Source organism: Paenibacillus auburnensis (genome assembly GCF_927798115.1).
Taxonomy (GTDB): Bacteria; Bacillota; Bacilli; order Paenibacillales; family Paenibacillaceae; genus Paenibacillus_AQ; species Paenibacillus_AQ auburnensis.
Genome location: NZ_CAKMMG010000009.1, coordinates 67,390 through 90,702, shown reverse-complemented (window position 1 = coordinate 90,702; position 23,313 = coordinate 67,390). Strand labels below are relative to the sequence as shown.

Here is a 23,313-nt window from a genome sequence, read left to right as displayed (position 1 = left end):
TGCAACAAAACCATGCAATTTTAAATAACGGCTGTACAGATTTTTTAATATGGTATAATTTGAAGCAAAGCATGCCCTTGAACCGTTTATCATACTGCAGCGCATGGGGGGTCGCGTCCGGGTGTCCAGACTTATCCGTTTTCTGGTTCCTCAGAAGTTGAAATACCGTCTGTTTACTGCCTTTGTATGTTTGATTCTTCTGCCCTTCTCTGCCCTGAACCTGTATAATTTCCAGCGCATCGAGACCCTGGTCCAGAAAAAAACCAGCCAGCAGAGCCATTACCAGCTGGAGCAGATGTACCGCACACTGGAGGATCAGATCAGCATCGCTTTTAAGACCCTCATCTTTCTGCAGCAGAACGACACGGTAAAGTCAGTGCTGATTCATCCCGAACAGCGCAATGAGCTGGAGAATAAACGGCTGATGGAGAACATCTTCAAAAATTTGAACAACAGCTTCTTTCTATATAATCCCTCGGTTTATTTTATGATTTTAGACTTAACTGAAAGCGTATACACTTCTTATCCGCCGAAGGATTCGCTCGTTTACAAGGACCTGCGCAATAATCCCGGGTTTAACAGAAGCCTGATGAACACAAGCTCTTACCACTGGGTTCCGAGTGACAGTAACTATGTGTTAAGGGATGTATCTACAAGCGCCTATCTGTTGTCCCTATACGCTTATTTGGAGGACACGCAGAATCAGACCTATGGAATGGCACGGATCAGCATCGACTATTCCTATTGGCTGCGTTCCATTCACAAGCAGTCTGATCTGCAGCAGCAGTACTTTATGATCACCCGCTCGGGGGAAAATATCTCCCAGTCCGTCCCGGACAGCGTGCTCGCGGAGGAAGTCAAATCCAGGATCGCCGAACATCCCGGGGAGCAGTATTTTATCGACAAGGCTTCAAATTCACTGATTAATTATATTTATGTAGAGTCGCTGGACTGGTATATCGTCAACCGCATCCCCCTGTCTGTGCTGTTTGTTGAGATCGAAGGGCTGAAACAACGGTACTTCCTTACCTTCTTCGCCCTGACGGGAATTTTTCTGATGATCACGCTGGTCATTTCTACGACTATTACCCGTCCCTTGTCCCATTTACAGAATAAAATGAAAGCCGCTGTGCAAAAAAACCTGAAAATCCGCCTGCCGGAGCATAAATTCAGCGGTGAGATTCTCGATTTGACCCGGAGCTTCAATACGATGCTGGACGACACCAACCTGCTGATTCAGAAGCTGAAGACGGAGGAACGCCAGAAGGAAGCTGTGCATTTTCAAATGCTGCTGGCGCAGACGAATCCCCATTTCCTGCTGAATACGCTGAATACGATCAAATGGATGGCGATCCGCGAGAATAATGAGGACATTACGAACATGACCCTCTCCCTCGGCAGGCTGCTGGAAGCCAGCTTGAATACCGACAAGGATCTGATTCACCTGAAGGATGAGCTCGAGCTGGTGCAGGCCTACGTCCATATTCAGCAGTTCCGCTACCGCCATAAATTCGAGGTAACCTATGATTATGAGGAAGACATCCTTTATGCGCTTGTGCCCAAGCTTAGTCTCCAGCCCCTGGTAGAGAACGCCATTGTTCACGGAATTACCGCACTGCAGGGTAACGGGCTCATCCAAATTGCGTTACGCCGCGACGGGTCTAAACTGATTGTAGAGATTAAGGACAACGGTGTCGGCATGGAGCAGGCTGGCCTGAACCGAACACCGGGCAAGCGTCCGGGTATCGGATTAACCAATATTAAAGAGCGGCTCCGCCTGCTGTTCCGCGGGGAGGGGTCGCTTGAGGTTCTCTCCTCCGCTGAAGGCGTAATGGTCCGGTTCACGATTCCGTTTCTGTTATCTACCCCTTATGAAAGCGGGCATCCGGCTTAATATCAAGTACACCTAGGAGGTTATCTGCATGTGGAAGGTACTGCTGGTCGAGGATGAGGTATTTGTGCGGGAATCGGTACGGGAGATCATCGCCTGGGAAGAGCTGGGCTTTACCGTCAGCGGAGAAGCGGGAAATGGCTCAGAAGCACTGGACATGATCCGGCAGGATACGCCTGACCTGGTCATCAGCGATATCATCATGCCGGAAATGGATGGTGTGGAGCTGCTCCGAAGAACCCGGGAAGAAGGCTACACCTCCCGTTTTGTGATGCTTACCTGTATGAGCGACTTCGAATATGTCCGGCAGGCGATGGAATACGGCGCCTCCAACTATATATTGAAACTGTCCATGAGTGTCAATTCGCTGCGCGAGACGCTGCAGAAGATCAGTAAGGAACTGCCGAAGCCAAGTCCGGCCGGCGGCAGGGATAGCCGGAGCATGTCCGCTGAGCTGCCGCCCCCGCTTCCTGAGGAGGTCACCTCCCATCCGGAAATCCAGAAGATTCTGCAGTATCTGCATGCCAACTATGACCAGGATATTACCGTAAAATCGATGTCCCAGTATGTCATGATGGCCGAGAATTATGTCAGCACACTTTTCAAAAGGAAGACCGGGCAGACCCTGATCCATTACCTGCACCAAATCCGTGTCAATCAGGCGATAGAGTATCTTCTTCATTCCGACATGCCCGTATATGAGATCGGAAACCGGGTCGGATTCGTTAATGATAATTACTTCATCAAAATATTCAAGCGCCTCACCTCGCAGACGCCAAGCCAGTTCAGACAGGCGAACAAAGGCAGGCAGCAGCCAATCGGTATGTAGCTCTCCGTTTCTCCTTCCATAGGGATGTCCCAGTGGCCGTTGCGGCCTTCCGGGTCATCCCTTTTTGCATAGAACAAAACTACGGAGAAACCGCCCTTCCCCCAGGGAAAATGTATATTTCTGTAGCATGAAGTCATTGGTTTTGTTCCTTATCCCTCCTTCTCCCACTTGGTATGCTTGATGTGCAAGCAAAAGACCAAAAGGAGTGGGGCTATGTGAAGGCATCTTGGATGAAACGGCAGCAGTATCTGGGCTATCTTTTTATCGGGCCAAATATGATTGGCGTGATTTTATTTTTTATAATCCCTGCCGTCTATTCGTTTTACCTCATGTTTACAGATTACAAGTTTATGAGTCCCAATACCAAATTTACCGGCATGGCCAATATTCAACGGATGCTTGGCGATGACATTTTTTATACGGCAATCAAGAATACGCTGCTGTTTCTGCTCTCTGTACCTGTCTCCATCGGGCTGGCGTTCATTGTGGCCGTGATTTTGAACCGTTCCGTGTACTTGAAAAAGCTGCTCCGCGCTTTGTATTTCATGCCTTACATTACAAGCGGCGTCGCTGTAGCCTTCGTCTGGATGCTGCTGTTTCAGCCGAACAACGGACCGATCAACGGTATATTGCGTTCCATCGGCATAAATAATCCTCCGGGCTGGTTATCCACTATGGATTCCTCAATGTATGCCATCGACATTATCTGGGTCTGGTTTATGCTCGGCTATAACATGATCATCTATCTGGCCGCCCTGCAGGAAGTATCCGCAGAATTGTTGGAAGCCGCCAAAATTGACGGTGCACGCACCTGGCAGACTGTACGCAGTATCCTGTGGCCGCTGGTCAGTCCAACGACATTTCTGCTGCTGATTACCGGACTGATTATGACGATTAAGCAATTCGGAATCATTCAGGCGATCACCCAGGGCGGACCGGGAAACAGCACGACCGTGTTATCCCTGTTTATTTACCAGAATGCCTTCCGCTATTACGAAATGGGCTATGCTTCTGCTGTATCCTGGGCCCTGTTCCTGATTATTATGATTTTCACCGTAATTCAATGGCTGGGCCAGAAACGCTGGGTTCACTACTAAGGAGCTGAGAACATTGAACAAAACCGTAATCAATAAGAGTATCGCCACGCTGATTATGCTGTTCTTCAGCATAGTGATGATCGTGCCCTTCCTGTGGATGATCAGTACTTCCTTTAAAACCCCGGCGGAAGTATTCCAGTACCCGATCCGGTGGATTCCCACTCATTTCAATTGGAGCCATCATGTGAAGGTCTGGACGGGGGATAACAGCTTTGTGCTGTATTACCTGAATTCACTGAAGGTTGCGGTGCTCAGTACCGTTGGCGCTGTCTGCCTGTCCGCGTTAGCCGCCTATGGATTTTCCAGAATAGAGTTCAAAGGCCGGAATACAATGTTCCTGGTGTACTTATCCATGATGATGGTTCCCCCCCAGGTGCTGTTTGTGCCCAAATTCATCATGTTCGAGTGGGCCGGCATTTACAACACTCACTGGGCGCTTATTCTGCCCGGAATGTTCACCATCTTCGGGGTATTCATGATGCGGCAGTTTTTCCTCTCCGTACCCCATGAGATTTCTGAAGCAGCCTTTATCGACGGCGCCGGCCATTTCCGAATCTTCTCGCGGATTATCCTGCCGATGGCCAAGCCTTCGCTGGCTACCCTGGCAATCATCGACTTCTCATGGCACTGGAATGACTATGAGAATGCCCTCGTCTTTCTGATCGACCATGATCTGTTCACCGTTCCGCTTGGCCTGCAGAATTTCATTCTCGAGAATAACGTGGACTACAACGGAATGATGGCGGCAGCGACCGCCGGTATTATCCCGATGATCCTCGTATTCCTGATCGGGCAGAAATATATTATCGAAGGTGTGGCAAGCTCGGCAGTCAAAGGCTGATCAGCCTGCATGAAGGGAGAGCGAAACCGTTATGAAAAGTGAGCATGTACGCAGTGACGTTACGGTAGTGGGCGGAGGGCTGGCAGGTGTATGTGCCGCTGTTGCTGCCGCCCGCCTGGGCAAAAAGGTGGCACTAATTCAGAACCGTCCCGTTCTGGGCGGCAATTCCAGCAGCGAGGTGCGGGTATGGGTGTGCGGGGCGACCGCCCACGGCACGAACCGCTACGCCAGGGAGACGGGAATCATGGGTGAGCTGTTCGTGGAGAACCAGTACCGTAATCCGGACGGCAATCCCTATCTGTGGGATCTGGTTATTCTAGAAACCGTCCTCGCCGAACCCAACATCACCCTCTACCTCAATACCGATGTGCATGAAGTTGAGGCCGGAGGTGAAGAAGATGCGCGGCAGATCCAGGCGGTTACCGGCTGGATGATGGGCTCGGAGCGGAGAATCCGCTTTGAGAGTCCGGTCTTCCTCGATTGTACGGGCGATGGCCTGATCGGATTCCTGGCCGGGGCCAAATTCCGGATCGGCCGGGAAGCGCGGCATGAATATAATGAAGAATGGGCTCCGGAGACAGCTGATGACATTACACTCGGCAGTACGCTACTCTTCTATACCAAGGATGCCGGTCACCCCGTGAGATTCGTTCCGCCATCCTTCGCCAAGGATATTTCCCAGACGAACATCCCCATGAAGCGGGTTATCCGCAGCGGCGATTCGGGCTGCCATTACTGGTGGATCGAATGGGGCGGGGAGCTGGATATCGTGCACGACAACGAACGGATCCGTGACGAGCTCTGGGCTGTCATCTACGGAATCTGGGATTACATCAAGAATTCCGGCCATTTCGATGCCGGGAATATGACCCTCGAATGGGTCGGCTCCCAGCCCGGCAAGCGGGAATACCGCCGCTTCACCGGAGAATATACACTGACCCAGAATGATATTATCAGCCAGAAGCTGTTTGAGGACCGGGTAGCCTTCGGCGGCTGGTCGATTGATCTGCATCCGCCGCAGGGCATGTATGCGGAAGCCAGCGGTTCGAAGCATATGCATGCTGACGGAAACTACCATATTCCGCTGCGCAGCCTGTATTCGGTTAATGTGTCCAATCTGCTGTTTGCTGGGCGCAACATTAGCGCGACCCATGTCGCGTTCGGGACCACGAGAGTCATGGCTACCTGCGCCATCATGGGTGAGGCCGCCGGAACAGCCGCCGCACTTTGTGTGGATAAGGGCCTAACGCCTGCAGAGCTGTCGCGGGAGCATACTCCGGCCCTGCAGCAGATACTGCTGAAGCAGGATGCTTCAGTTCTCGGCCTGGTCAACTCTGATGATGCCGACCTGGCCCGCCAGGCCAAGGTGTCCGCCTCCTCCTTCCTGTCCGGGATCTCCATCGGTGCAGGCGAGGAAAGGTATCCCCTGGAGCATGACATTGCCATGCTGCTTCCCGCTGATCCGGGGATAAGCGGAACCCTAGATTGGCTGCTGAATGCGGCACAGGATACGACGCTGAAGGTTGAACTCTGGAGCACCGGCCGGCCGGAAAATTATGTGCCGGCTGTACTGGAATATGAGGCTGAAATATCTGTAAGCGCAGGAGACAGGCAATGGGTACCCGTCAGCCTGGACTGGACACCAGCGGAGGCTCAAAATGCCTTTATCATCGTACGCAGGAATCCAGCGATTCAGCTGTATCTTACCGCTAAGCCGCTGAGCGGACTGCTGGCCTTGGAGCGGGGGGCAGCTCCAGGGGTCTCCAAAGATTTGGAAGACCACGACAGCAGCCAGCCTGTGGTGGAATGGAGCACCAAACGCCTGGTCCGTAAGGTCTTTTGCCTGCGCACCTCCTTTCCTACCAGCGCCTACCGGCCGGAGCATGTGATAGACGGATACCGGCGGCCGTATGGCGGACCGCATCTCTGGCTCTCGGAATCTCTTGAACAGGATACAGAGCCCTGGCTTGCCCTGGAATGGGCGGAGAAGCAGCAGATCCGGGAAATTCAGCTTATATTTAATGATGATGTGAATGAGGATCTGATCAATCTGCATCATCACCGGACCCCTTTCGAGGTGATTCCCGAACTGGTCCGCAGCTATCGTCTCGAATGGCTTGATGATACGGGAAACTGGGTGACCGTGCTTAGTGAGCAGAACAACCGGAAGCGGAAACGGGTTCATCTGCTGGAAGCCCCGCTTGAGACCCGGGCTGTCAGGGTGGTCGTTACAGCAACTAATGGTTCCCCGTATGCCGAGATTATTGAAGTTCGCGCATATGCTTAATATCCGGTGATAGAGGATGCAAGAGCCTGCCGTTGCAACTCCTATAAACAGAAAGGAGCCTCCCGCTGAAGTCCGGCGGCAAGGCTCCTTTTTTGCGCGTGGAACACCAGAACGAACCCGGCCAGATTATCTCTGTCATCAGCCACTGAGTGACTTTGACAGGAACATTTGTTCGGTATATACTACTCCTTATGAGGAGTGTGTTTCCGTGGATATGATGGAGAAACTTGAAATTTTAACAGCTTCGGCTAAATATGATGTAGCCTGCACCTCAAGCGGGGCAAGCCGTTCAGGACAGTCCGGAAGCCTGGGCAATGCGGTCAGCATGGGCATCTGTCACAGCTTCGCAGCGGACGGACGCTGCATTTCGCTGCTCAAGGTCCTTATGACTAACGGCTGCATTTATGACTGCGCCTACTGCGTGAACCGTAAATCCAATCCTACACGGAGGGCTGCTTTTACACCCGAGGAGATTGCCAATCTTACGATGCAGTTCTACCGCCGCAATTACATAGAGGGCCTGTTCCTCAGCTCCGGCATCATGCGGAGTCCCGATTATACCACCGAGCAGCTGATTGCCGCCCTTGAGCTGCTGCGCAACGTCTATAATTTCAGAGGATATATCCATGTAAAAGCCATTCCCGGCGCAGACGATGTGCTGCTGTCCCGGCTCGGCCTGCTTGCCGACCGCATGAGCGTCAACATTGAGCTGCCCTCCCAGGAAAGTCTCAACCGGCTGGCTCCGGACAAGAGCAAACAATCCATTCTTAAGCCTATGGGCCTCATCAAAAGTAAGATTACCGAGAACAGCTCGGACCTCGTCAAATATAAGCATGCTCCCCGCTTCGCGCCTGCCGGTCAGAGCACCCAGATGATTGTCGGCGCCACGCCGGATACCGATTATCAGATTCTGAACCTTACGGAAGGCCTGTACAAGAAGTACGGGCTAAAGCGTATTTTCTATTCTGCCTATACCCCTGTGGTCGAGGATTCGCTCCTGCCCGCACTCGATACGAAACCGCCGCTGCTGCGGGAGCACCGGCTCTATCAGGCGGATTGGCTGCTGCGTTTCTACGGGTTTGAGGCTAAGGAGCTGCTGGATGAAGCCGCGCCCAACTTCAACCCGCTGCTGGACCCGAAATGCAGCTGGGCCATCAACCACCGGGAGCAGTTCCCGGTGGAGATTAACCGCGCACCCTATGAGACGCTGCTGCGCGTGCCCGGCATCGGCGTAAGAAGCGCCCAGCGGATTCTCAAGGCGCGCAAGGCCGGAAGCCTGGATTTCTACGCGCTGAAGAAGCTCGGCGTGGTGCTCAAACGCGCCCAGTTCTTCATTACCTGCAAAGGCAAACCGCTGGAGGGGCTAAAGGTGGGCGAGCATACCCTGCTTCGTTCGCTCATGTCCGGGCAGGAGCTGGCCAAGTTTCAGCTGCCGGAAGTCGAGCAGCTCTCCTTCTTCGACGACAGCTATATGGCCGCCTTGCCGGAGGCAAGCACAGCGGCCACTTTCGGAAAAGGGGTCTAGGTGTCATGTTCAAGACAACCGCCTTGGCCTACACTTATGACGGCAGCTTTGAGGGCCTGCTATGCTGCGTGTTCGAGAGCTATGAGTGGAAGGAAACTCCGCTGGCCATCCACTCGGACGGCGACGGTCAAGGGCTGCTGCTGGAGTCCAAATGGATTGAAACCGACAGCGTCAAGGCCGGCCGGGTGCTGCGCTCCATCCCGCTGAAGATCTCTCCCGAGGCGGAGGAGCTGGTGCGGCTCGGCTTCTGGTCTAATGCCGCAGATAAAGAAATGCTGCTGCTGAACTTCCTGTATCTCGGCTTTACCCATGGCCGCAAGGTCATGAACATGCTCGCCGACGATACGGTAAGTGCCCTGAATAAGGCTGTCCAGCAGCTCCGGCGGGAAGGGCATCATTATCTGGGCTTCGTGCGGTTCAGCGTATATGGCCCAGTCATGGCGGCAGTGATTGAACCCCGGGGGTATATCCTTCCCGTCATTGAGGATCATTTCTGCGACCGGTTCCAGAATGAGAGCTTCATGATCTACGACAAGACCCATGGGATGGCGCTCCTCCACCAGCCCGGCCGGCAGGCCATCATACCGCTTCAGGAATGGACTCCGCCCGAGCCGGACGAAGCGGAAGCCGCCTACCGCCGACTCTGGCAAGGATTCTACAATGCCATCGGAATCAAGCAGCGCAGGAACGACCGGCTGCGGGCATCCCTGATGCCGAAGCGCTACTGGAAGCAGCTGCCGGAGATGAACGGAAACCCTCCGGCCCTGCCGGCGCTTGCTGCCAGACAGGAGCGGACTGCACGCCGGCTGAAGAGCGGGCAGCGGGAATTGCAGTAACAAAGACACCGGCTGCGGTGTCTTTTTACTGGGATATTCTCTTGCAACTTGACTGCGCTTAATTGAGCCTTCTACATCAACCTTGAAGTTCAATAACCTCACCGTTGTATCGCAGCATAAAGACCGGGTGTATAGAGTAGGATTGGAAGAGGAATAAATTCCATTTTTTATTTTGAAGAATAGGTGAGGGTGCTGCTCGGTTGTATTTTTTTAGAATCTTTTCAACATTGGCATCAAGCTCTGGATGCTCTACAGGGTAATCAACTGCTCCAACTGAGGGCTCCCACAGCTCAACTTCGAATTCCTGATTTTCTCCTAACAAATCCTCCACATACAAATCAACAGCATAATAGATTGGGTCAGCAATGCCTGGCGGCTCCAGTAAACTGTTAAAAAGCTCGTATTCTTTATCGTTTCCAGTGATTGTGTTAATGGTCGGCTCATAGGATTCGGAATCCTGCTGGGGATTGGCAACGGCTATGAAATGTACTCCATCTTTAGAGATACCAGAGAATATAGAACAATTATCATCTTGTACCGATGTTCTCCGAAGTCTATCCTCATATTCTGTTCTCAGTGACTCATTCATCTCAAATGACAAGAATGCCCTATAACTAATCTCAGCCATTACATGATTCGTGAAGCCGTCTCCTTCTACATCATTCATAATCCGGTCAAGGTACCGGTCTCCCTCTTCCATCATTCTCTTCGCTGCGACTTGCCGCCTTTCATCTATTCCAGAGCTGTCTTGGTCCTCAGTAATTTCCGGTCTTATGAATACCGTGGGACTTAGACTCTTCAAAGGAAGATAATTGCCAATAGGATTCCCGCTGACATCCAGGGTTTCTAGCTCATTCCAATATTGAATACCCTCGATGCTTGTTATTTTATTATCCTTCAATTCCACATTTTTCATTTTCGCCAGGGAATATAAGGGGCCGATATCCTTAATTTGATTGGAGCTAAGGTTTACATCCTCCAGCTTACCAAGCTCCCTCACTGCTTGGATATCAGTAATCTGATTATCTTTTATAGAGAGTATGACCAGATTGGTTATGCTCTGGATTGGCGTAATATCCTGAATGTTATTGCTGTCCAGGTACAAATATTTCAAAGTTTTCAAGTCTTGCAGAGGAGCTAAATCTGCTACCTGACAGCCCGTTATTCGGATTGATTCAATCTTCTTCAGCTTGGCTAGCGGAGCCAAATCAGTAACCAGCTGTTTGTTAACAGTCAGAAACTTCAGGTTTGGGAACCATTGCAGATCCTCCAGACTAGTAATCTCTCCAGCTTGATAAATAGGCAGATCCTCGATAGAGTTCAAATCCGAAGGGGAGATGTCCGATTGCCCGGCTTGCATAAGCTCTCTGATGAACTGCTCGAAGTGCGTATCTTTGAACACAATACTTTGAACACCGGGAGCAGCGCTTTGTTTCAAGTTCATGCCGCCTTCAGACTTCGCTGTGCATCCGGATACCAATACCAAGGCCAATACTAAGCATCCTCCAATTAAAAGAGAGCGCCCCCTTCTCATTTTCCGGCTCCTGTTATACATTAATAACTCCCCCTTGGCATATCGGTAGCATAGCCTCCTTTCAGTATAATCTGTAAAACTCAAAAACCATAGTGACATAAATGGGTTTTAATGGATTTTATTGATGTTCTTTTTCTTGCACGAATTAGCCGTTTTGTTGCAATCCCCGGTCCTCACCCGCTGTCTTGAACATAAAAAAACACCCTTCCGGGTGTTAAGGCGTACTGCTGACTCTACGTTTACATCTCTTCATATGTTGCCGGGTCCTGCCCCCACAACCGCCCGTCTTCCCTCCCAAGTCCCGAGATGACCTTCATCTCCGCTTCCGATAGCTCAAAATCAAAGATCTCCAGATTCTCCTTCTGATGCGCAAGGGAACTCGCTCTAGGGATAGGAACCGCGCCAAGCTGAATATGCCAACGCAGTATGGCTAGGGTCGGTGTTTTGTCATGAGCTGCGGCGATGCTGCCTATCTGTTCATTCTCCAGCATACTGTGGCCTCGGCCCAGCGGACTCCAGGATTCCGTGATAATGCCGTGTTCAGCATCCTTCGCAAGCTGCAGCTCCTGATTAAATAACGGATGCAGCTCCACCTGATTGATGCTCGGAGCGACCCCCGTCTCTTTTATAATACGTTCATTATGTTCCGGCAGGAAATTGCAGACGCCAATGGAGCGGATATACCCGCGTTTCTTCGCCTCGATCATCGCCTGCCAGGCTTCCACATACTTATCAACTTTAGGATTAGGCCAATGGATCAGATACAGATCGTAGTAATCCAGACCGCCTCTATATAATGATTCCTCTATCGTCTCCAGTGCTTCCTTGTAGGCATGATGACGGCCCGGCAGCTTCGAAGTAATCAGCAGCTCTTCCCTCGGCACCGCACTCTGGCGGACAGCTTGTCCGACCATGCCCTCATTCTCATAGTTGAACGCCGAATCAATCAGCCGGTACCCGGCATCAATGGCAGCAGTGAGCACCTTCACTCCCTCTGTACCCTTAATAAAAGCTGTTCCAAAACCTATAGCCGGCACCTTCAGGCCATCGTTCAACACCTTCTCCGGAATCTTCTGGCTCATCTGTATTACCTCCTTAGCTAGGTTAATTTAACCATAGCACTTCCAGCCTCCTTAGGCAAAATACCGCCCATTATAAAAAAGAAACAAGACAAGTGAGCACGCTCCGAAGAACCGGCTGACCTGTCTTGCATCACGAACCCATTCTTAAAAATCCATCCAGAAAAATTGCGAAACCGCCAGAATGAGCCCGATACCATTCACGACGATAAAAAACCACTTCTTGGCCTTGCGGCTTGTAGGCTCCAGCCCTGTAAACAAAGTCCAGACCAATATTCCGTTTAATACAACCATAATAATGAGTGCAAGCCACCAATTTGCTGCCATGCCGATTCCAGCCTTTCTCCTCCGAATCTCTGTTCGAAAAGAAGCACATTTCACTTCATTATACGAAAAACTGTCTTATACTGTTTATAAAAGTTAAATAATATAAGAAAAAGGAAACTCATCAGAGGATGTAGTTGGCTCTCAGCATAAAATGTGATTAGGAGTGAGCGCGTTGTCCCAAAGTCTGTATATAACCAATTATTGCGATAAAAGATGTTCCCCCGCGGACAGCCTTACCAAGCTTTCAGTTAATGATGCTTATTCGCTGGCAAAAGAACTCTCCCAATATACAAGCACCACGTTCACCTCATTTAGCCGGTTTTGTGACAAGGACTTTGACGGTTACTACAAAAAAAGAATCCGCACAGAGGAGTGGCTCTACAGTTCATTTGTAGCTTTAGGAGGGAACCCGCAAAGTGCACACCCGATTTATTTTGTGCTGGGGGAAAGCACCTATTTGAATCAGTGGTTTGACCATGGGCTGCAAACAAAGCTGCTATTGAACGATATAGACCCGGCCGACATCAGCTTTACCTTTGGCGATAGTATGTCCATAATGGATTCCGCGGACCGGATGAACCCTTTTACTAAAGAATCATTATTTCATTTCATCCATGAAACGACTAGCGATATCACATCCTTCCTAAAAGATTTAGATCAAAAGAACCGATATATCGAGGCCCAGCTTTGGAATGATACATATGTGAAGCAAGCGGATATTAGTACAAAATAAAAAGGCAGGGCCGGGGGGCCTTGCCTTTGCTATATAGCCGTCTGTTCACCTTATTCAATCATACTTTTCGTAGCCTGATACATATTAGATGTGTACTCGTCCACTTGATCCCGGGACATACGCAGACGGTCTACCGAAGTCCCGTAACCGATCTCCTGTTTCCCCTCTTCCAACCCTTTGAAGATCCCATCTGCGAATGCATCCAGAGGTTCCCCGTGGGAATGTAATCCTGCACCGCCTAGGTCGGTATTGACAGCCGGAGGAGCCACCTCAATGACTTCAACAGATGTCCCGGACAGCTGGTGCCGCAGGCTCATCGTGAACGAATGTAGCGCCGCCTTGGTTGCGGAATAGATCGGAGCGATGGCAAACGGCGTAAAGGCCAGTCCGGAGGTCACGTTTATGATGGTAGCCGCCTCTTTTTCCGCTAAAAACGGAGCAAACAGCAGGGAGAGGTGGAAAGGTGCGTCCAGATTAGTTGTAATCTCCTGATTGAAGTAGCTCCAGTTGTCTCTGGCATCGGCTTTTAGCACATTGAACCGTTGCTGAGTCCCGGCATTGTTCACCAACACATTAACATCCGGATAGTCTCTGGTGACCCAATCAAACAAAGCCACGCGTTCGGACTCCACATTCAAGTCAACTACACGGGTAATCAGACCGGGCAGTTGTTCTTGCGCCTTTTGGAGTGCCCCTTCACGCCGCCCACAGACGATCACCTGATTCCCCGCCCGGATAAACCGCTCTGCAAAAGCCAGCCCGATTCCGGCACTTCCGCCAGTGATAAGTATAGTGTTTCCTGTCAGCTTCATGAATGTTCCTCTTTTCTATATAGATTAAACTTGTGATTTTTTCTATTTGGGGATGAGCCGTTACTATTCAATCTATATATCATCTATTTGTTCTGTAACCGACCTCTATACCGGTCAATTTTATAATCTATTCCCTTCAGCGCGTCTGTCATGGTTGCAATTTCATCCAGCACCGCCTGCTTGTGCTTCGTCATCATGTCCAGCCGGAGCCGGGTGGTGCTATCCCCTTCAATGACCCAGGCGATATATTGCCTGATATCGTGGATGGGCATATGTGTCTGCTTCAAACGAAGCACCGTTTCAAGCAGCGCCATCTGCATTTCCGAGAACAACCGCCGGCCGGCGGCATCACGCTCCATCAGCGGCAGCAAGCCTTGCTTCTCATAATACCTTAACGTGGATTCCGGAATCTTATAAGTGGCCGAAGCTTCACCAATCGAAACATATTTCATTTTGAAGGCCTCCAAATCTGTTCTATCAGTGTCGACACGACTAGCATACGACTTAAATCATGGTTTAAGTCAAGAAAAAATATTTAGAATAGAGAAAAGCGACCCCTAAAGGTCGCTTTCTGCTTTTGACCGGCCGATGGCCCTTCAATTGCCACTAAATTCTCGCAGCCAATACTATTTCAACTCAATGTAATACAGATTCGCAGTACTGTCCTTCGTAATGGTATGTGGGCCTGCCGCAAGAGATACCGTGGCAATACGGTTGGTGATCGGATAGCTTGTTCCGTCCACTTTAATCTGGGTTCCTTCGGCGTTGAATACTAAAGTTAAGGTAGAAGCTTTCGTTGCAGTGAACGCGATGCTGGTCGAGCTCTCGATTTTCAGACATTGGGTCAGGGTCAGACCATTATAGACGACCGTCCCCTTGCTGGTGGAGAGATTGCCTTGAATATTGAAGAAGCTGCTTGTTGTCCCCGACGTGGTAAAGTTATGGACATAAGCTCCAGTGGCTGGAGTTGCTGTCGGTGTAGCCGTTGCGGTTGGTACAGGAGTTGCTGTTGGTACAGGAGTTGCTGTTGGTGTCGGAGTCGCTGTTGGTGCAGGTGTTGTCGTTGCCGTAGGAGTTGCTGTTGGTACAGGAGATGCCGTTGGCGTAGCAGTAGCTGTTGCAGTTGGTGTCGGTGTCGGGCTCGTTGGATTGGAGTTGCCGCCTACTGATACAAGCCCGGTGGTGTAGCTTCTGATTGCGGACATCAATGCTGTATTGAGTTCATAGGATGCGTCATCCACGGAATCATTGAAAGTCCAGGTGAAGTCTCCGCTGTCCAGACGGCCGGCTTTTGCCGTAACAATCTGTTCTACTGTGCTTACGCTGTCAACGGCAGATGCACTTACTCCCGTGTTAACCGTTGTATCGAAGTTGTTATAAGCGGTTCCGCCCGTTAATGCCTTGTATGAGCCTGGAACGGTTTCATTTCTCGCCGATGCCAGATACGCATCAAAAGAAGTTGCGTTAGCCGGAGCTGTTCCGGTATTGGAGTTGGCATAAATCAGACTGGCCGCATCCACAACAAGATTGTTGTAGGCTTTGATCATCCCGCCATTCTCGCCTGAGAATGTACCTTCTTCTCCCAGAGCATCCGTGCCTTGCAGGGAAATCATCATCGGATATTTGGTATGTCTAAAATAGTTGGATTCAACAAAGGCGGAGCCTCCGCTAGTAACACCAACGCCATATTTTGAGATGCCATCATAGAAGTTATTATAGATATGAACAGAGGCCACACGGATACGCGGATGACGGGAATCCGAATGATCGAACCAGTTATGATGGAAGGTGGCGAAGAATTCTGACGGCTCGGTCAGCCCGACCAGCGAAGATTTTCCGGAATCCCAGTAGTGATTGTAAGAGATCGTGATGTACGACGAACCGTTCTTAAGGTCTGTGGAACCGTCTCCCTTCGCCTGGTCCGCATCCCCTCCTGCAGATCCGTAAAAAATATCATTATTATGAACCCACACATTCGCATTCCCCGTGTCCATCGACACGCCATCGTCCGGGAATAACATCAGGCCCAGGTTTCTTACTTCCACATTACCGACATATCTCAGAAGCAGTCCCCAGCCATAGGCGTAAGCATCGTCCCCGATCCCTTCAATTGTAATATTCATTTCCGAATAATTGCTTTTCCCTTTGACCTGAAGATACCCGCTGCTGTTCAGCTGCCCGCTCAAATCTGAGGCCGTAACTTTGCCAATAATCCGGATGGCGAGCGGAGTGGTGTCGTAGCCTTTTTGTCTTAGGGTCAAAATCCCGCCCAAACCCACGCCGTTTTGTACAGCACCTGAGCTGCTGACTTTTACAGGAAGCGTTACGGTTTGTGCATTCTGGGAGGTGATATACAGAACTTGAGCGCCGCTTCTCAAGGTGCCGTTCGCATTATATGCGCCTGAACCTGTGCCTAACGGAGAGTTTCCCGAAAAAGCAAATCCGGACCGGTCAAACGACGCTACAGATAACGTATCGGATACAGCACTGGCCGTCCCTCCCCCTGTCAGTGTTGCCTCGACCTTCAACACATAACTTCCGGCTGCCAACCCTACAGCATCAGCTCTCCAATAGGAAGCGTATTTGCGGATCAATTCATTATTAATCTGCTGATACTGCGAATCCGCTGCGCTTGCCGGTTTAACATAGACATTGTATCCAGAGGCATTACTAACCGGTGACCATTCTACATATGCGGCTTCATTCCAGCCTCCGCTGCCAGTGATCGTAAGGCCCGCAGCATGTGCCACCGTATTCCCCCATCCGCCTGCTATTAAAGTTAGTGTCATTGAAAATAACAACAGAATACCGGTTGCCTTTGCCATCCACTTCTTCATTTCATTTCCTCCCAATTTTTAATAGATGCAGATACACCTCTGTAATCGTTTGCAAAAGGCTGTGGGCTTCCTCTTGTCACCTCCCCATTTATCCGCTGATCCGGGCACACCGAGCATATCAGAGCTCAAAACGGTTCCAAAACAATCATTTACTCATATCGGAGTGTTTCATGCAGAATTCTGGGCTAATGATTATATGACAGGAGAATGGTACTCTCCAGGGAAAATTATTCCTCATCTCCATACTTATCATATAATTGTTATAACAGTTAAACATGATGATACGGATTCAATACGATGGATAGGGGGATTGAAATGGAACGGAAGATTACCAAATTCGGAAATAGTCTGGGCATTACCATGATGGATGCTTTCAAACAAATTGACCTGGAGTTAGGCGATACAGTTCAAATCGAGGTCCATCCCCAAAGTGGAGAGATCGTTATCAAAAAGTCTGCCAAGGTCACATTGCCCGCAGGAATCAGCGAGGATTTCATGGATTGTCTGTCCGAGGTTATCAATGAATATGATGAGACCTTAAAAAGACTCAAAGACAGATGAGTGAAGTCCGTTATTTATAGTTTTGATGAACTCGCAGCAATGATCCAGCAGCATTGTGTGGAACGGGTATAGATAACTTATTTGATAAAATGAAAAAGACACCCAAGAGGTGTCTTTTGCTTTATTCTCTTTAGAACCGGGGCTCGATTCAGTACAATCCGCCGCCCAATGAAGGGCAGAGAAGCAGTGCTAATGTGCGCCTAATATCTCCCTCGCCATTCGAATGGTCTCCTCATCGGGTGGTTTGATATGAGCAAGAGGATATTTCATACCAAGCTGTTCGTACTTGTACTTTCCCATTTCATGATAAGGCAGGACCTCAACCCGCTCTACATTGCGCAAGGTTTTAATAAAGTCGGCCAGCTTCCGAAGATCCGCTTCATCATCAGTCAGTCCAGGAACAAGGACATGCCTGATCCAGACGGGGATATTAGTTTCTGAGAGAAAACGGGCAAAGTCGAGAATATGATCGTTCGGCTTACCGGTTAGGTCGAGATGCTTTTGCGGGTCGATCTGCTTCAGGTCAAGCAGAACGAGGTCGGTATGCTGCATCAACAGATGCAGCGTCTCAAAGAAATGGCCGCGACGGCTAAAACAACCGCCTGAAGAATCGATTGCAGTGTGAACACCGAGTTCTCGTTTTAGAGCCCGGAAAAGAGTAAGCAAAAAATCAGCCTGCAATAGAGGCTCTCCGCCACTAACCGTTACTCCGCCCCCGGAAAACTGCAGGAAGGGGAGATATCCGCGAATTTCTTCCACTAATTCCTGAACGGTTACCAGTTGGCCTTTCCCAATCGTCCAGGTATCGGGGTTGTGGCAATATTGGCAGCGCAGTAAGCATCCCTGCATAAATACAACGAACCGGATCCCCGGGCCATCTACCATACCGGAGGTTTCAATGGAATGAATGCGGCCTTCGTACTGCTCCATAGCGCTTCCCCCGTCAGATTTTTTCGTGAAAGGTTCTGTTGATGACATCAAGCTGCTGCTCTCTCGTCAGTTTGATGAAATTAACCGCATAGCCTGACACTCGTATCGTGAGCTGCGGATACTCCTCCGGATGCTCCATCGCATCAAGCAAGGTTTTGGTGTCAAACACATTTATATTAAGATGATGGCCATCCTTGGCTGTATACCCGTCAAGCAGCGCGGTCAGATTACGGATTCGATCCTCTTCGTTCTTCCCAAGAGCGCCAGGAATAATCGAGAACGTATTCGATATGCCATCCAATGCGTACTCATAAGGAATCTTCGCTACGGAGGCCAATGAAGCAATCGCACCTTTCCGGTCCCTGCCATGCATCGGGTTCGCTCCCGGGGCAAATGGCTCGCCCTTCTTTCTCCCATCCGGGGTGTTCCCGGTCAACTTACCATATACCACATTTGATGTGATGGTCAGCACCGACATCGTGGTTCTAGCCTGTCTGTAGGTGGAGTGTTTCTTAAGCTTGCGGTAGAACCGTTTGACGAGATCTACCGCAAGCTCATCCGCACGGTTATCGTTATTTCCGTAAGCAGGATATTCGCCTTCAATTATATAGTCGACAGCAAGACCGTTCTCATCCCGGACTGGCCGAACATTTGCATATTTGATGGCACTGAGCGAGTCGGTTACGACCGAAAGACCCGCAATCCCGGTTGCCATGGTCCGCATCGTTTCCTGATCATGAAGCGCCATCTCGATACGCTCATAACAATATTTATCGTGCATGTAGTGAATTACATTCAAGGTGTTGATATAAAGTTCCGCAAGCCATTCCATCACATGGTCGAAAGCGGCCATCACTTCGTCATAGTCCAGCTTGTCCGACAGAATCGGCCGAAATGGCGGGGCTATCTGCACCTTCATCTGCTCATCCATCCCGCCATTAATTGCATACAGCAATGCTTTAGCCAGATTCGCCCGGGCGCCGAAATACTGCATCTGCTTGCCGATCCGCATGGCGGACACACAGCAGGCAATCCCGTAATCATCGCCAAAATAAGTCCGCATTAAATCATCATTCTCATATTGAAGAGAGCTGGTCTGAATCGTCATGCGTGCACAATATTCCTTGAACTTCTGAGGGAGACGGGTGGACCAGAGTACGGTCAAATTCGGTTCCGGCGATGGACCAAGCGTCTCGAGCGTATGCAAGAATCGGTAAGTATTCTTGGTCACTAACGGTCGACCATCCAGGCCGATGCCTCCAAGGGACTCGGTGACCCAGGTCGGATCGCCGCTGAACAGCGCGTTATATTCCGGTGTCCTTGCGAACTTTACCATACGCAGCTTCATGACAAAATGATCGACGAGCTCCTGCGCCCCTTGCTCCGTCAGCCTCTGCTGTTTCAGGTCACGCGCTATATAGATGTCCAGAAAAGTGGAGGTGCGGCCAAGACTCATTGCAGCCCCGTTCTGCTCCTTGATCGCGGCAAGATACCCGAAATACAGCCATTGAAAAGCTTCCTGCGCGGTCTCCGCCGGCTTGGTAATATCGAATCCGTAGCTGGCCGCCATCTGCTTCAGCTCTGTAAGGGCACGCAGCTGCTCCGCGATTTCTTCACGTGCCCGGATGACATCCTCAGTCATCGTGCGTTCGTCGAAGAAGGAGAGCTCCTCCTTTTTGCTTTTGGCTAGAAAATCCGTGCCATATAAGGCAACCCGCCGGTAATCGCCGATAATCCGTCCCCGGCCATACGCATCCGGAAGCCCTGTAATAATGCCAGCTTTTCTGGCTAGACTCATGGCAGGTGAATAGCCGTCAAATACACCTTGATTATGAGTTTTCCGGTAAGTGGAGAAAATATGCTCGATTTCCGGATCCAGCTCATACCCGTAAGATTCACAAGCATTCTTAGCCATGCGGATCCCGCCGTAAGGCTGAAGGGCCCGCTTGAACGGCTTCTCCGTTTGCATACCCACGATGACCTCAAGCTCCTTATTCAAATAGCCGGGGCCATGGGAAATAATACTGGAAACCACGTCAGTATCCATATCCAGAACTCCGCCCTGTTCACGTTCTTGCTTCGCGAGCTCCATGAACTGTTCCCAGAGCTGTTGCGTGGCTTCCGTGGAACCAGCCAGAAAAGACGCATCTCCTTCATAAGGCTCGTAGTTGAGCTGAATAAACTGGCGGATATCAATCTCTTCCTGCCAGGTTCCTGATTTAAAGTCTTCCCATGCCTGCATTGTGATAATTCCTCCTTTATTACTTTGCCATGGGTTTATGGGCTGTGCTTAGTATGATCCGTCTTGACTAATCTAAAGGAGGTACATCACTGGGTACTATGGGTAGAGACTGGAAACGGGGATAATATCACGAATGCAGGTAAAACTGTGTTTGTTAAAAAGGCTTGTATTGATTTTGTAACCTGAATCAAGCAGCACGAGTAGATGCCAGGGAGGGGAAAAATGATGGCTGTCACACAAAGCCAGGCAGAAAATAACGAAAGCATCACCAATAAAAAGCCTACTGCCCAGGAAGAGGTCAACCGTCTGGTTGCACGTGCCCGGGCTTCGCAAGAAGCGTACCTTTCTATGAATCAGGAACAGATTGACCGCGTTGTACAAGCAATGGCACTTGCCGGACTGGACAAGCATATGCTGCTTGCCAAGATGGCCGTGGAAGAGACCGGACGCGGCGTGTACGAGGATAAAATTACTAAGAACCTTTTTGCCTCAGAGTATATTTATAACAGCATCAAACACAACAAAACCGTTGGAATTATTGAAGAAAATCTTTATGAGAATTATCAGCGGGTAGCTGAACCTGTTGGCATTATCGCCGGCGTAACACCTGTTACGAATCCGACCTCCACAACGATCTTTAAAACACTGATTGCCACGAAGACGCGAAATCCCATTATTTTTGCTTTTCATCCTTCCGCGCAGAAATGCAGCAGCGAATCGGCAAAAACACTGCTGGATGCAGCAGTAGCCGAAGGAGCGCCGCCACACTGTGTACAGTGGATCGAGAATCCGTCGCTGGAAGCGACGCAGCTGCTCATGAACCATCCGGATGTAGCTCTGGTCCTGGCCACAGGCGGGTCAGCCATGGTAAAGGCCGCCTATAGTACAGGCAAACCAGCGCTTGGCGTCGGACCCGGAAATGTACCTTGCTTTATTGAAAAAACAGCCGATCTCAGACAAGCGGTCACCGATCTTATTCTTTCCAAAACATTCGATAACGGGATGATCTGTGCGTCCGAGCAAGCCCTCATCATTGAGGAACCGGTGTATGATCAGGTTCGCCAAATGATGATAGACAACGGGTGCTACTTTTTAGATAAATCGGAAACAGAGGCAGTCTCGGGTCTCGTGATCACCGGGGAGAAATGTGCAGTTAATGGCGCTATTGTCGGTCAGCCTGCTTACAAAATTGCTGAGATGGCCGGTCTTCAGCTTCCTGAGCATACGAAAATTCTTGTTGCCGAATTGGAGGGTGTGGGAACGGACTTCCCTTTGTCCGCTGAGAAGCTGAGCCCGGTTCTGGCCTGCTATAAAGTAACCTCTGCCGAACAAGGCATTGACCGTGCAGCGGAAATCGTCGCATTTGGCGGTTTGGGACACTCTTCTGTCATTCACTCTAAGGACAATAAAGTGATTGAGGCCTTCGCCGAACGGTTACAGACCGGACGTGTGATTGTCAATTCTCCTTCAACACAGGGGGCTATCGGTGATATTTACAACACCAATTTACCGTCACTTACTTTAGGCTGCGGATCCTACGGCAAAAACTCAACCACCTCCAATGTAACTGCAGTGAACCTGATCAATATCAAACGTGTCGCCTACCGGAGGGTGAATATGCAGTGGTTCAAGATTCCGCCTAAGATCTATTTTGAAAAAGGATCCACGCAGTATCTCGAGAAAATGCCTAACATCTCCAAGGTGCTTATTGTTACTGATGCCATGATGGTTAAGCTCGGATATGTGGAAAAAATCGAATATTACCTGCGAAAACGCACCGAGCCAGTTTCTGTTGAGATTTTTGCGGATGTTGAGCCCGATCCGTCCGTAGAGACGGTTGAACGCGGAACCCGCATGATGGAGAACTTCCAGCCGGACTGCATCATTGCCCTGGGGGGCGGCTCGCCTATGGATGCGGCGAAGGCGATGTGGTTATTTTACGAATACCCGGATACCAGCTTCCATTCGATCAAACAGAAATTCCTGGATATCCGTAAACGGGTCTACAAATATCCGCGGTTAGGCATCAAAGCCCAATTCGTCGCGATCCCGACAACCTCAGGAACAGGCTCGGAAGTAACTTCATTTGCGGTCATCACGGATAAAAAAGAAGGACATACGAAATATCCGCTTGCGGATTATGAACTGACGCCGGATGTGGCGATCATTGATCCGGAGCTTGTTTATTCCCTGCCAAAGGCGGCGGTCGCAGACACCGGGATGGACGTGCTGACACATGCCATTGAAGCCTACGTTTCCGTCATGGCCAGTGACTATACCGATGGACTTGCGCTGCACGCCATAAGACTCGTATTCCAGCACCTGGAGAAGTCCTTCCATACGGCGGACCCGGTTGCCCGTGAGAAAATGCATAATGCCTCAACGATTGCAGGGATGGCTTTCGCCAATGCCTTCCTAGGCATCAATCACAGCTTGGCGCATAAATGGGGCGGTGAATACCATACGGCGCACGGGCGCACAAACGCCATTCTGATGCCGCATGTTATCCGGTATAATGCCACGAAGCCGTCAAAATTTGCATCGTTCCCGAAATATAACTATTTCATCGCCGATGAACGTTATGCAGAAATCGCCAGAATGCTCGGGTTCCCTGCCAGCACCACAGAAGAAGGGGTTAACAGCTTGATTATGGCTATCCGCAAGCTGAATCAATCGCTTGGCATTCCTGAGAAATTCCAGGATCTTGGCTTCGCTCCGTCCGATTTCGAATCAAAGGTCGATTATCTGGCCGACCGCGCCTTTGAGGACCAATGTACCACAGCCAATCCCCGCATGCCGCTAGTCAAAGAGCTTGCAGACATTTACCGGAATGCGTTCTACGGCAGATTTTAATACAATTGTAAAATAAGCCTCTCCTGAGAATGGTTGCAGAGACAACCCTTTAACAAGGAGAGGCTTTTGTCTGAAAAGCATGTTCAAAACAGCCGCTGA

At 50.2% G+C, this 23,313-nt stretch carries 18 protein-coding genes; 10 read left to right on the top strand and 8 right to left on the bottom strand.

What is annotated here, in order from left to right:
- The first annotated feature begins 121 nt into the window (after positions 1 to 121).
- The 7 genes from L6H70_RS23190 to L6H70_RS23160 all read left to right on the top strand — a co-directional run bounded on the left by L6H70_RS23190 (position 122) and on the right by L6H70_RS23160 (position 9,306).
- Entirely contained in the window at positions 122 to 1,894 is a 1,773-nt protein-coding gene (locus L6H70_RS23190) for a sensor histidine kinase (protein WP_236336513.1), read from the top strand.
- 28 nt (positions 1,895 to 1,922) lie between these two features.
- Positions 1,923 to 2,720 carry a response regulator gene (locus L6H70_RS23185; protein WP_236336512.1) on the top strand — a complete coding sequence of 266 codons (798 nt, stop codon included), beginning with the start codon at positions 1,923 to 1,925 and terminating at the stop codon, positions 2,718 to 2,720.
- Between the two features lie 215 nt (positions 2,721 to 2,935).
- The gene (locus L6H70_RS23180; protein WP_236336511.1) at positions 2,936 to 3,817 is read left to right on the top strand and encodes a carbohydrate ABC transporter permease; all 882 of its coding nucleotides are present in this window, start codon (positions 2,936 to 2,938) and stop codon (positions 3,815 to 3,817) included.
- A 55-nt stretch (positions 3,818 to 3,872) separates the two neighbouring features.
- Positions 3,873 to 4,658 carry a carbohydrate ABC transporter permease gene (locus L6H70_RS23175; protein ID WP_236336636.1) on the top strand — a complete coding sequence of 262 codons (786 nt, stop codon included), beginning with the start codon at positions 3,873 to 3,875 and terminating at the stop codon, positions 4,656 to 4,658.
- A 31-nt stretch (positions 4,659 to 4,689) separates the two neighbouring features.
- The gene (locus L6H70_RS23170) at positions 4,690 to 6,945 is read left to right on the top strand and encodes an FAD-dependent oxidoreductase (protein ID WP_236336510.1); all 2,256 of its coding nucleotides are present in this window, start codon (positions 4,690 to 4,692) and stop codon (positions 6,943 to 6,945) included.
- A 214-nt stretch (positions 6,946 to 7,159) separates the two neighbouring features.
- Positions 7,160 to 8,470: a putative DNA modification/repair radical SAM protein gene (locus L6H70_RS23165; RefSeq protein WP_236336635.1), complete on the top strand. Its 1,311-nt coding sequence runs from the start codon at positions 7,160 to 7,162 to the stop codon at positions 8,468 to 8,470.
- A 5-nt stretch (positions 8,471 to 8,475) separates the two neighbouring features.
- Positions 8,476 to 9,306, top strand: a complete 831-nt coding sequence (locus L6H70_RS23160; RefSeq protein ID WP_236336509.1) for a TIGR03915 family putative DNA repair protein — start codon at positions 8,476 to 8,478, stop codon at positions 9,304 to 9,306.
- Positions 9,307 to 9,382: 76 nt separating this feature from the next.
- Here L6H70_RS23160 and L6H70_RS23155 read toward each other — a convergent pair whose 3' ends face one another.
- The 3 genes from L6H70_RS23155 to L6H70_RS23145 all read right to left on the bottom strand — a co-directional run bounded on the left by L6H70_RS23155 (position 9,383) and on the right by L6H70_RS23145 (position 12,246).
- On the bottom strand, positions 9,383 to 10,861 hold the full coding sequence (locus L6H70_RS23155) for a leucine-rich repeat domain-containing protein (RefSeq protein ID WP_236336508.1): 1,479 nt from the start codon (positions 10,859 to 10,861) through the stop codon (positions 9,383 to 9,385).
- A gap of 218 nt (positions 10,862 to 11,079) precedes the next feature.
- Positions 11,080 to 11,922, bottom strand: a complete 843-nt coding sequence (locus L6H70_RS23150; protein WP_236336507.1) for an aldo/keto reductase — start codon at positions 11,920 to 11,922, stop codon at positions 11,080 to 11,082.
- 144 nt (positions 11,923 to 12,066) lie between these two features.
- Positions 12,067 to 12,246 (bottom strand): hypothetical protein, encoded by a 180-nt coding sequence (locus L6H70_RS23145; protein ID WP_236336506.1) that lies wholly within the window; start codon positions 12,244 to 12,246, stop codon positions 12,067 to 12,069.
- 172 nt (positions 12,247 to 12,418) lie between these two features.
- On the opposite strand from L6H70_RS23145, the gene L6H70_RS23140 reads away from it, so the two are divergent.
- Positions 12,419 to 12,979: a hypothetical protein gene (locus tag L6H70_RS23140; RefSeq protein ID WP_236336505.1), complete on the top strand. Its 561-nt coding sequence runs from the start codon at positions 12,419 to 12,421 to the stop codon at positions 12,977 to 12,979.
- Positions 12,980 to 13,029: 50 nt separating this feature from the next.
- On the opposite strand, the gene L6H70_RS23135 is transcribed toward L6H70_RS23140, so the two are convergent.
- The 3 genes from L6H70_RS23135 to L6H70_RS23125 form a co-directional block, all read right to left on the bottom strand.
- Positions 13,030 to 13,791: an SDR family oxidoreductase gene (locus L6H70_RS23135; RefSeq protein ID WP_236336504.1), complete on the bottom strand. Its 762-nt coding sequence runs from the start codon at positions 13,789 to 13,791 to the stop codon at positions 13,030 to 13,032.
- Between the two features lie 83 nt (positions 13,792 to 13,874).
- A complete protein-coding gene (locus L6H70_RS23130) occupies positions 13,875 to 14,243 on the bottom strand; it encodes a MerR family transcriptional regulator (RefSeq protein WP_236336503.1) in 369 nt (122 codons plus the stop codon).
- A 174-nt stretch (positions 14,244 to 14,417) separates the two neighbouring features.
- Positions 14,418 to 16,628: a pectate lyase family protein gene (locus tag L6H70_RS23125; protein ID WP_236336502.1), complete on the bottom strand. Its 2,211-nt coding sequence runs from the start codon at positions 16,626 to 16,628 to the stop codon at positions 14,418 to 14,420.
- A gap of 315 nt (positions 16,629 to 16,943) precedes the next feature.
- Between L6H70_RS23125 and L6H70_RS23120 the strand changes: the two genes are divergently transcribed.
- Positions 16,944 to 17,189, top strand: coding sequence for an AbrB/MazE/SpoVT family DNA-binding domain-containing protein (locus L6H70_RS23120; protein WP_423802877.1), 246 nt, complete (start codon positions 16,944 to 16,946; stop codon positions 17,187 to 17,189).
- Between the two features lie 189 nt (positions 17,190 to 17,378).
- Here L6H70_RS23120 and pflA read toward each other — a convergent pair whose 3' ends face one another.
- Both pflA and pflB read right to left on the bottom strand, forming a co-directional pair.
- Positions 17,379 to 18,119 (bottom strand): pyruvate formate-lyase-activating protein, encoded by a 741-nt coding sequence (gene pflA / locus L6H70_RS23115; RefSeq protein ID WP_236336500.1) that lies wholly within the window; start codon positions 18,117 to 18,119, stop codon positions 17,379 to 17,381.
- Between the two features lie 13 nt (positions 18,120 to 18,132).
- The gene (gene pflB, locus L6H70_RS23110) at positions 18,133 to 20,361 is read right to left on the bottom strand and encodes a formate C-acetyltransferase (protein ID WP_236336498.1); all 2,229 of its coding nucleotides are present in this window, start codon (positions 20,359 to 20,361) and stop codon (positions 18,133 to 18,135) included.
- Positions 20,362 to 20,586: 225 nt separating this feature from the next.
- On the opposite strand from pflB, the gene adhE reads away from it, so the two are divergent.
- On the top strand, positions 20,587 to 23,214 hold the full coding sequence (gene adhE / locus L6H70_RS23105) for a bifunctional acetaldehyde-CoA/alcohol dehydrogenase (RefSeq protein ID WP_423802876.1): 2,628 nt from the start codon (positions 20,587 to 20,589) through the stop codon (positions 23,212 to 23,214).
- Positions 23,215 to 23,313: the final 99 nt, after the last annotated feature.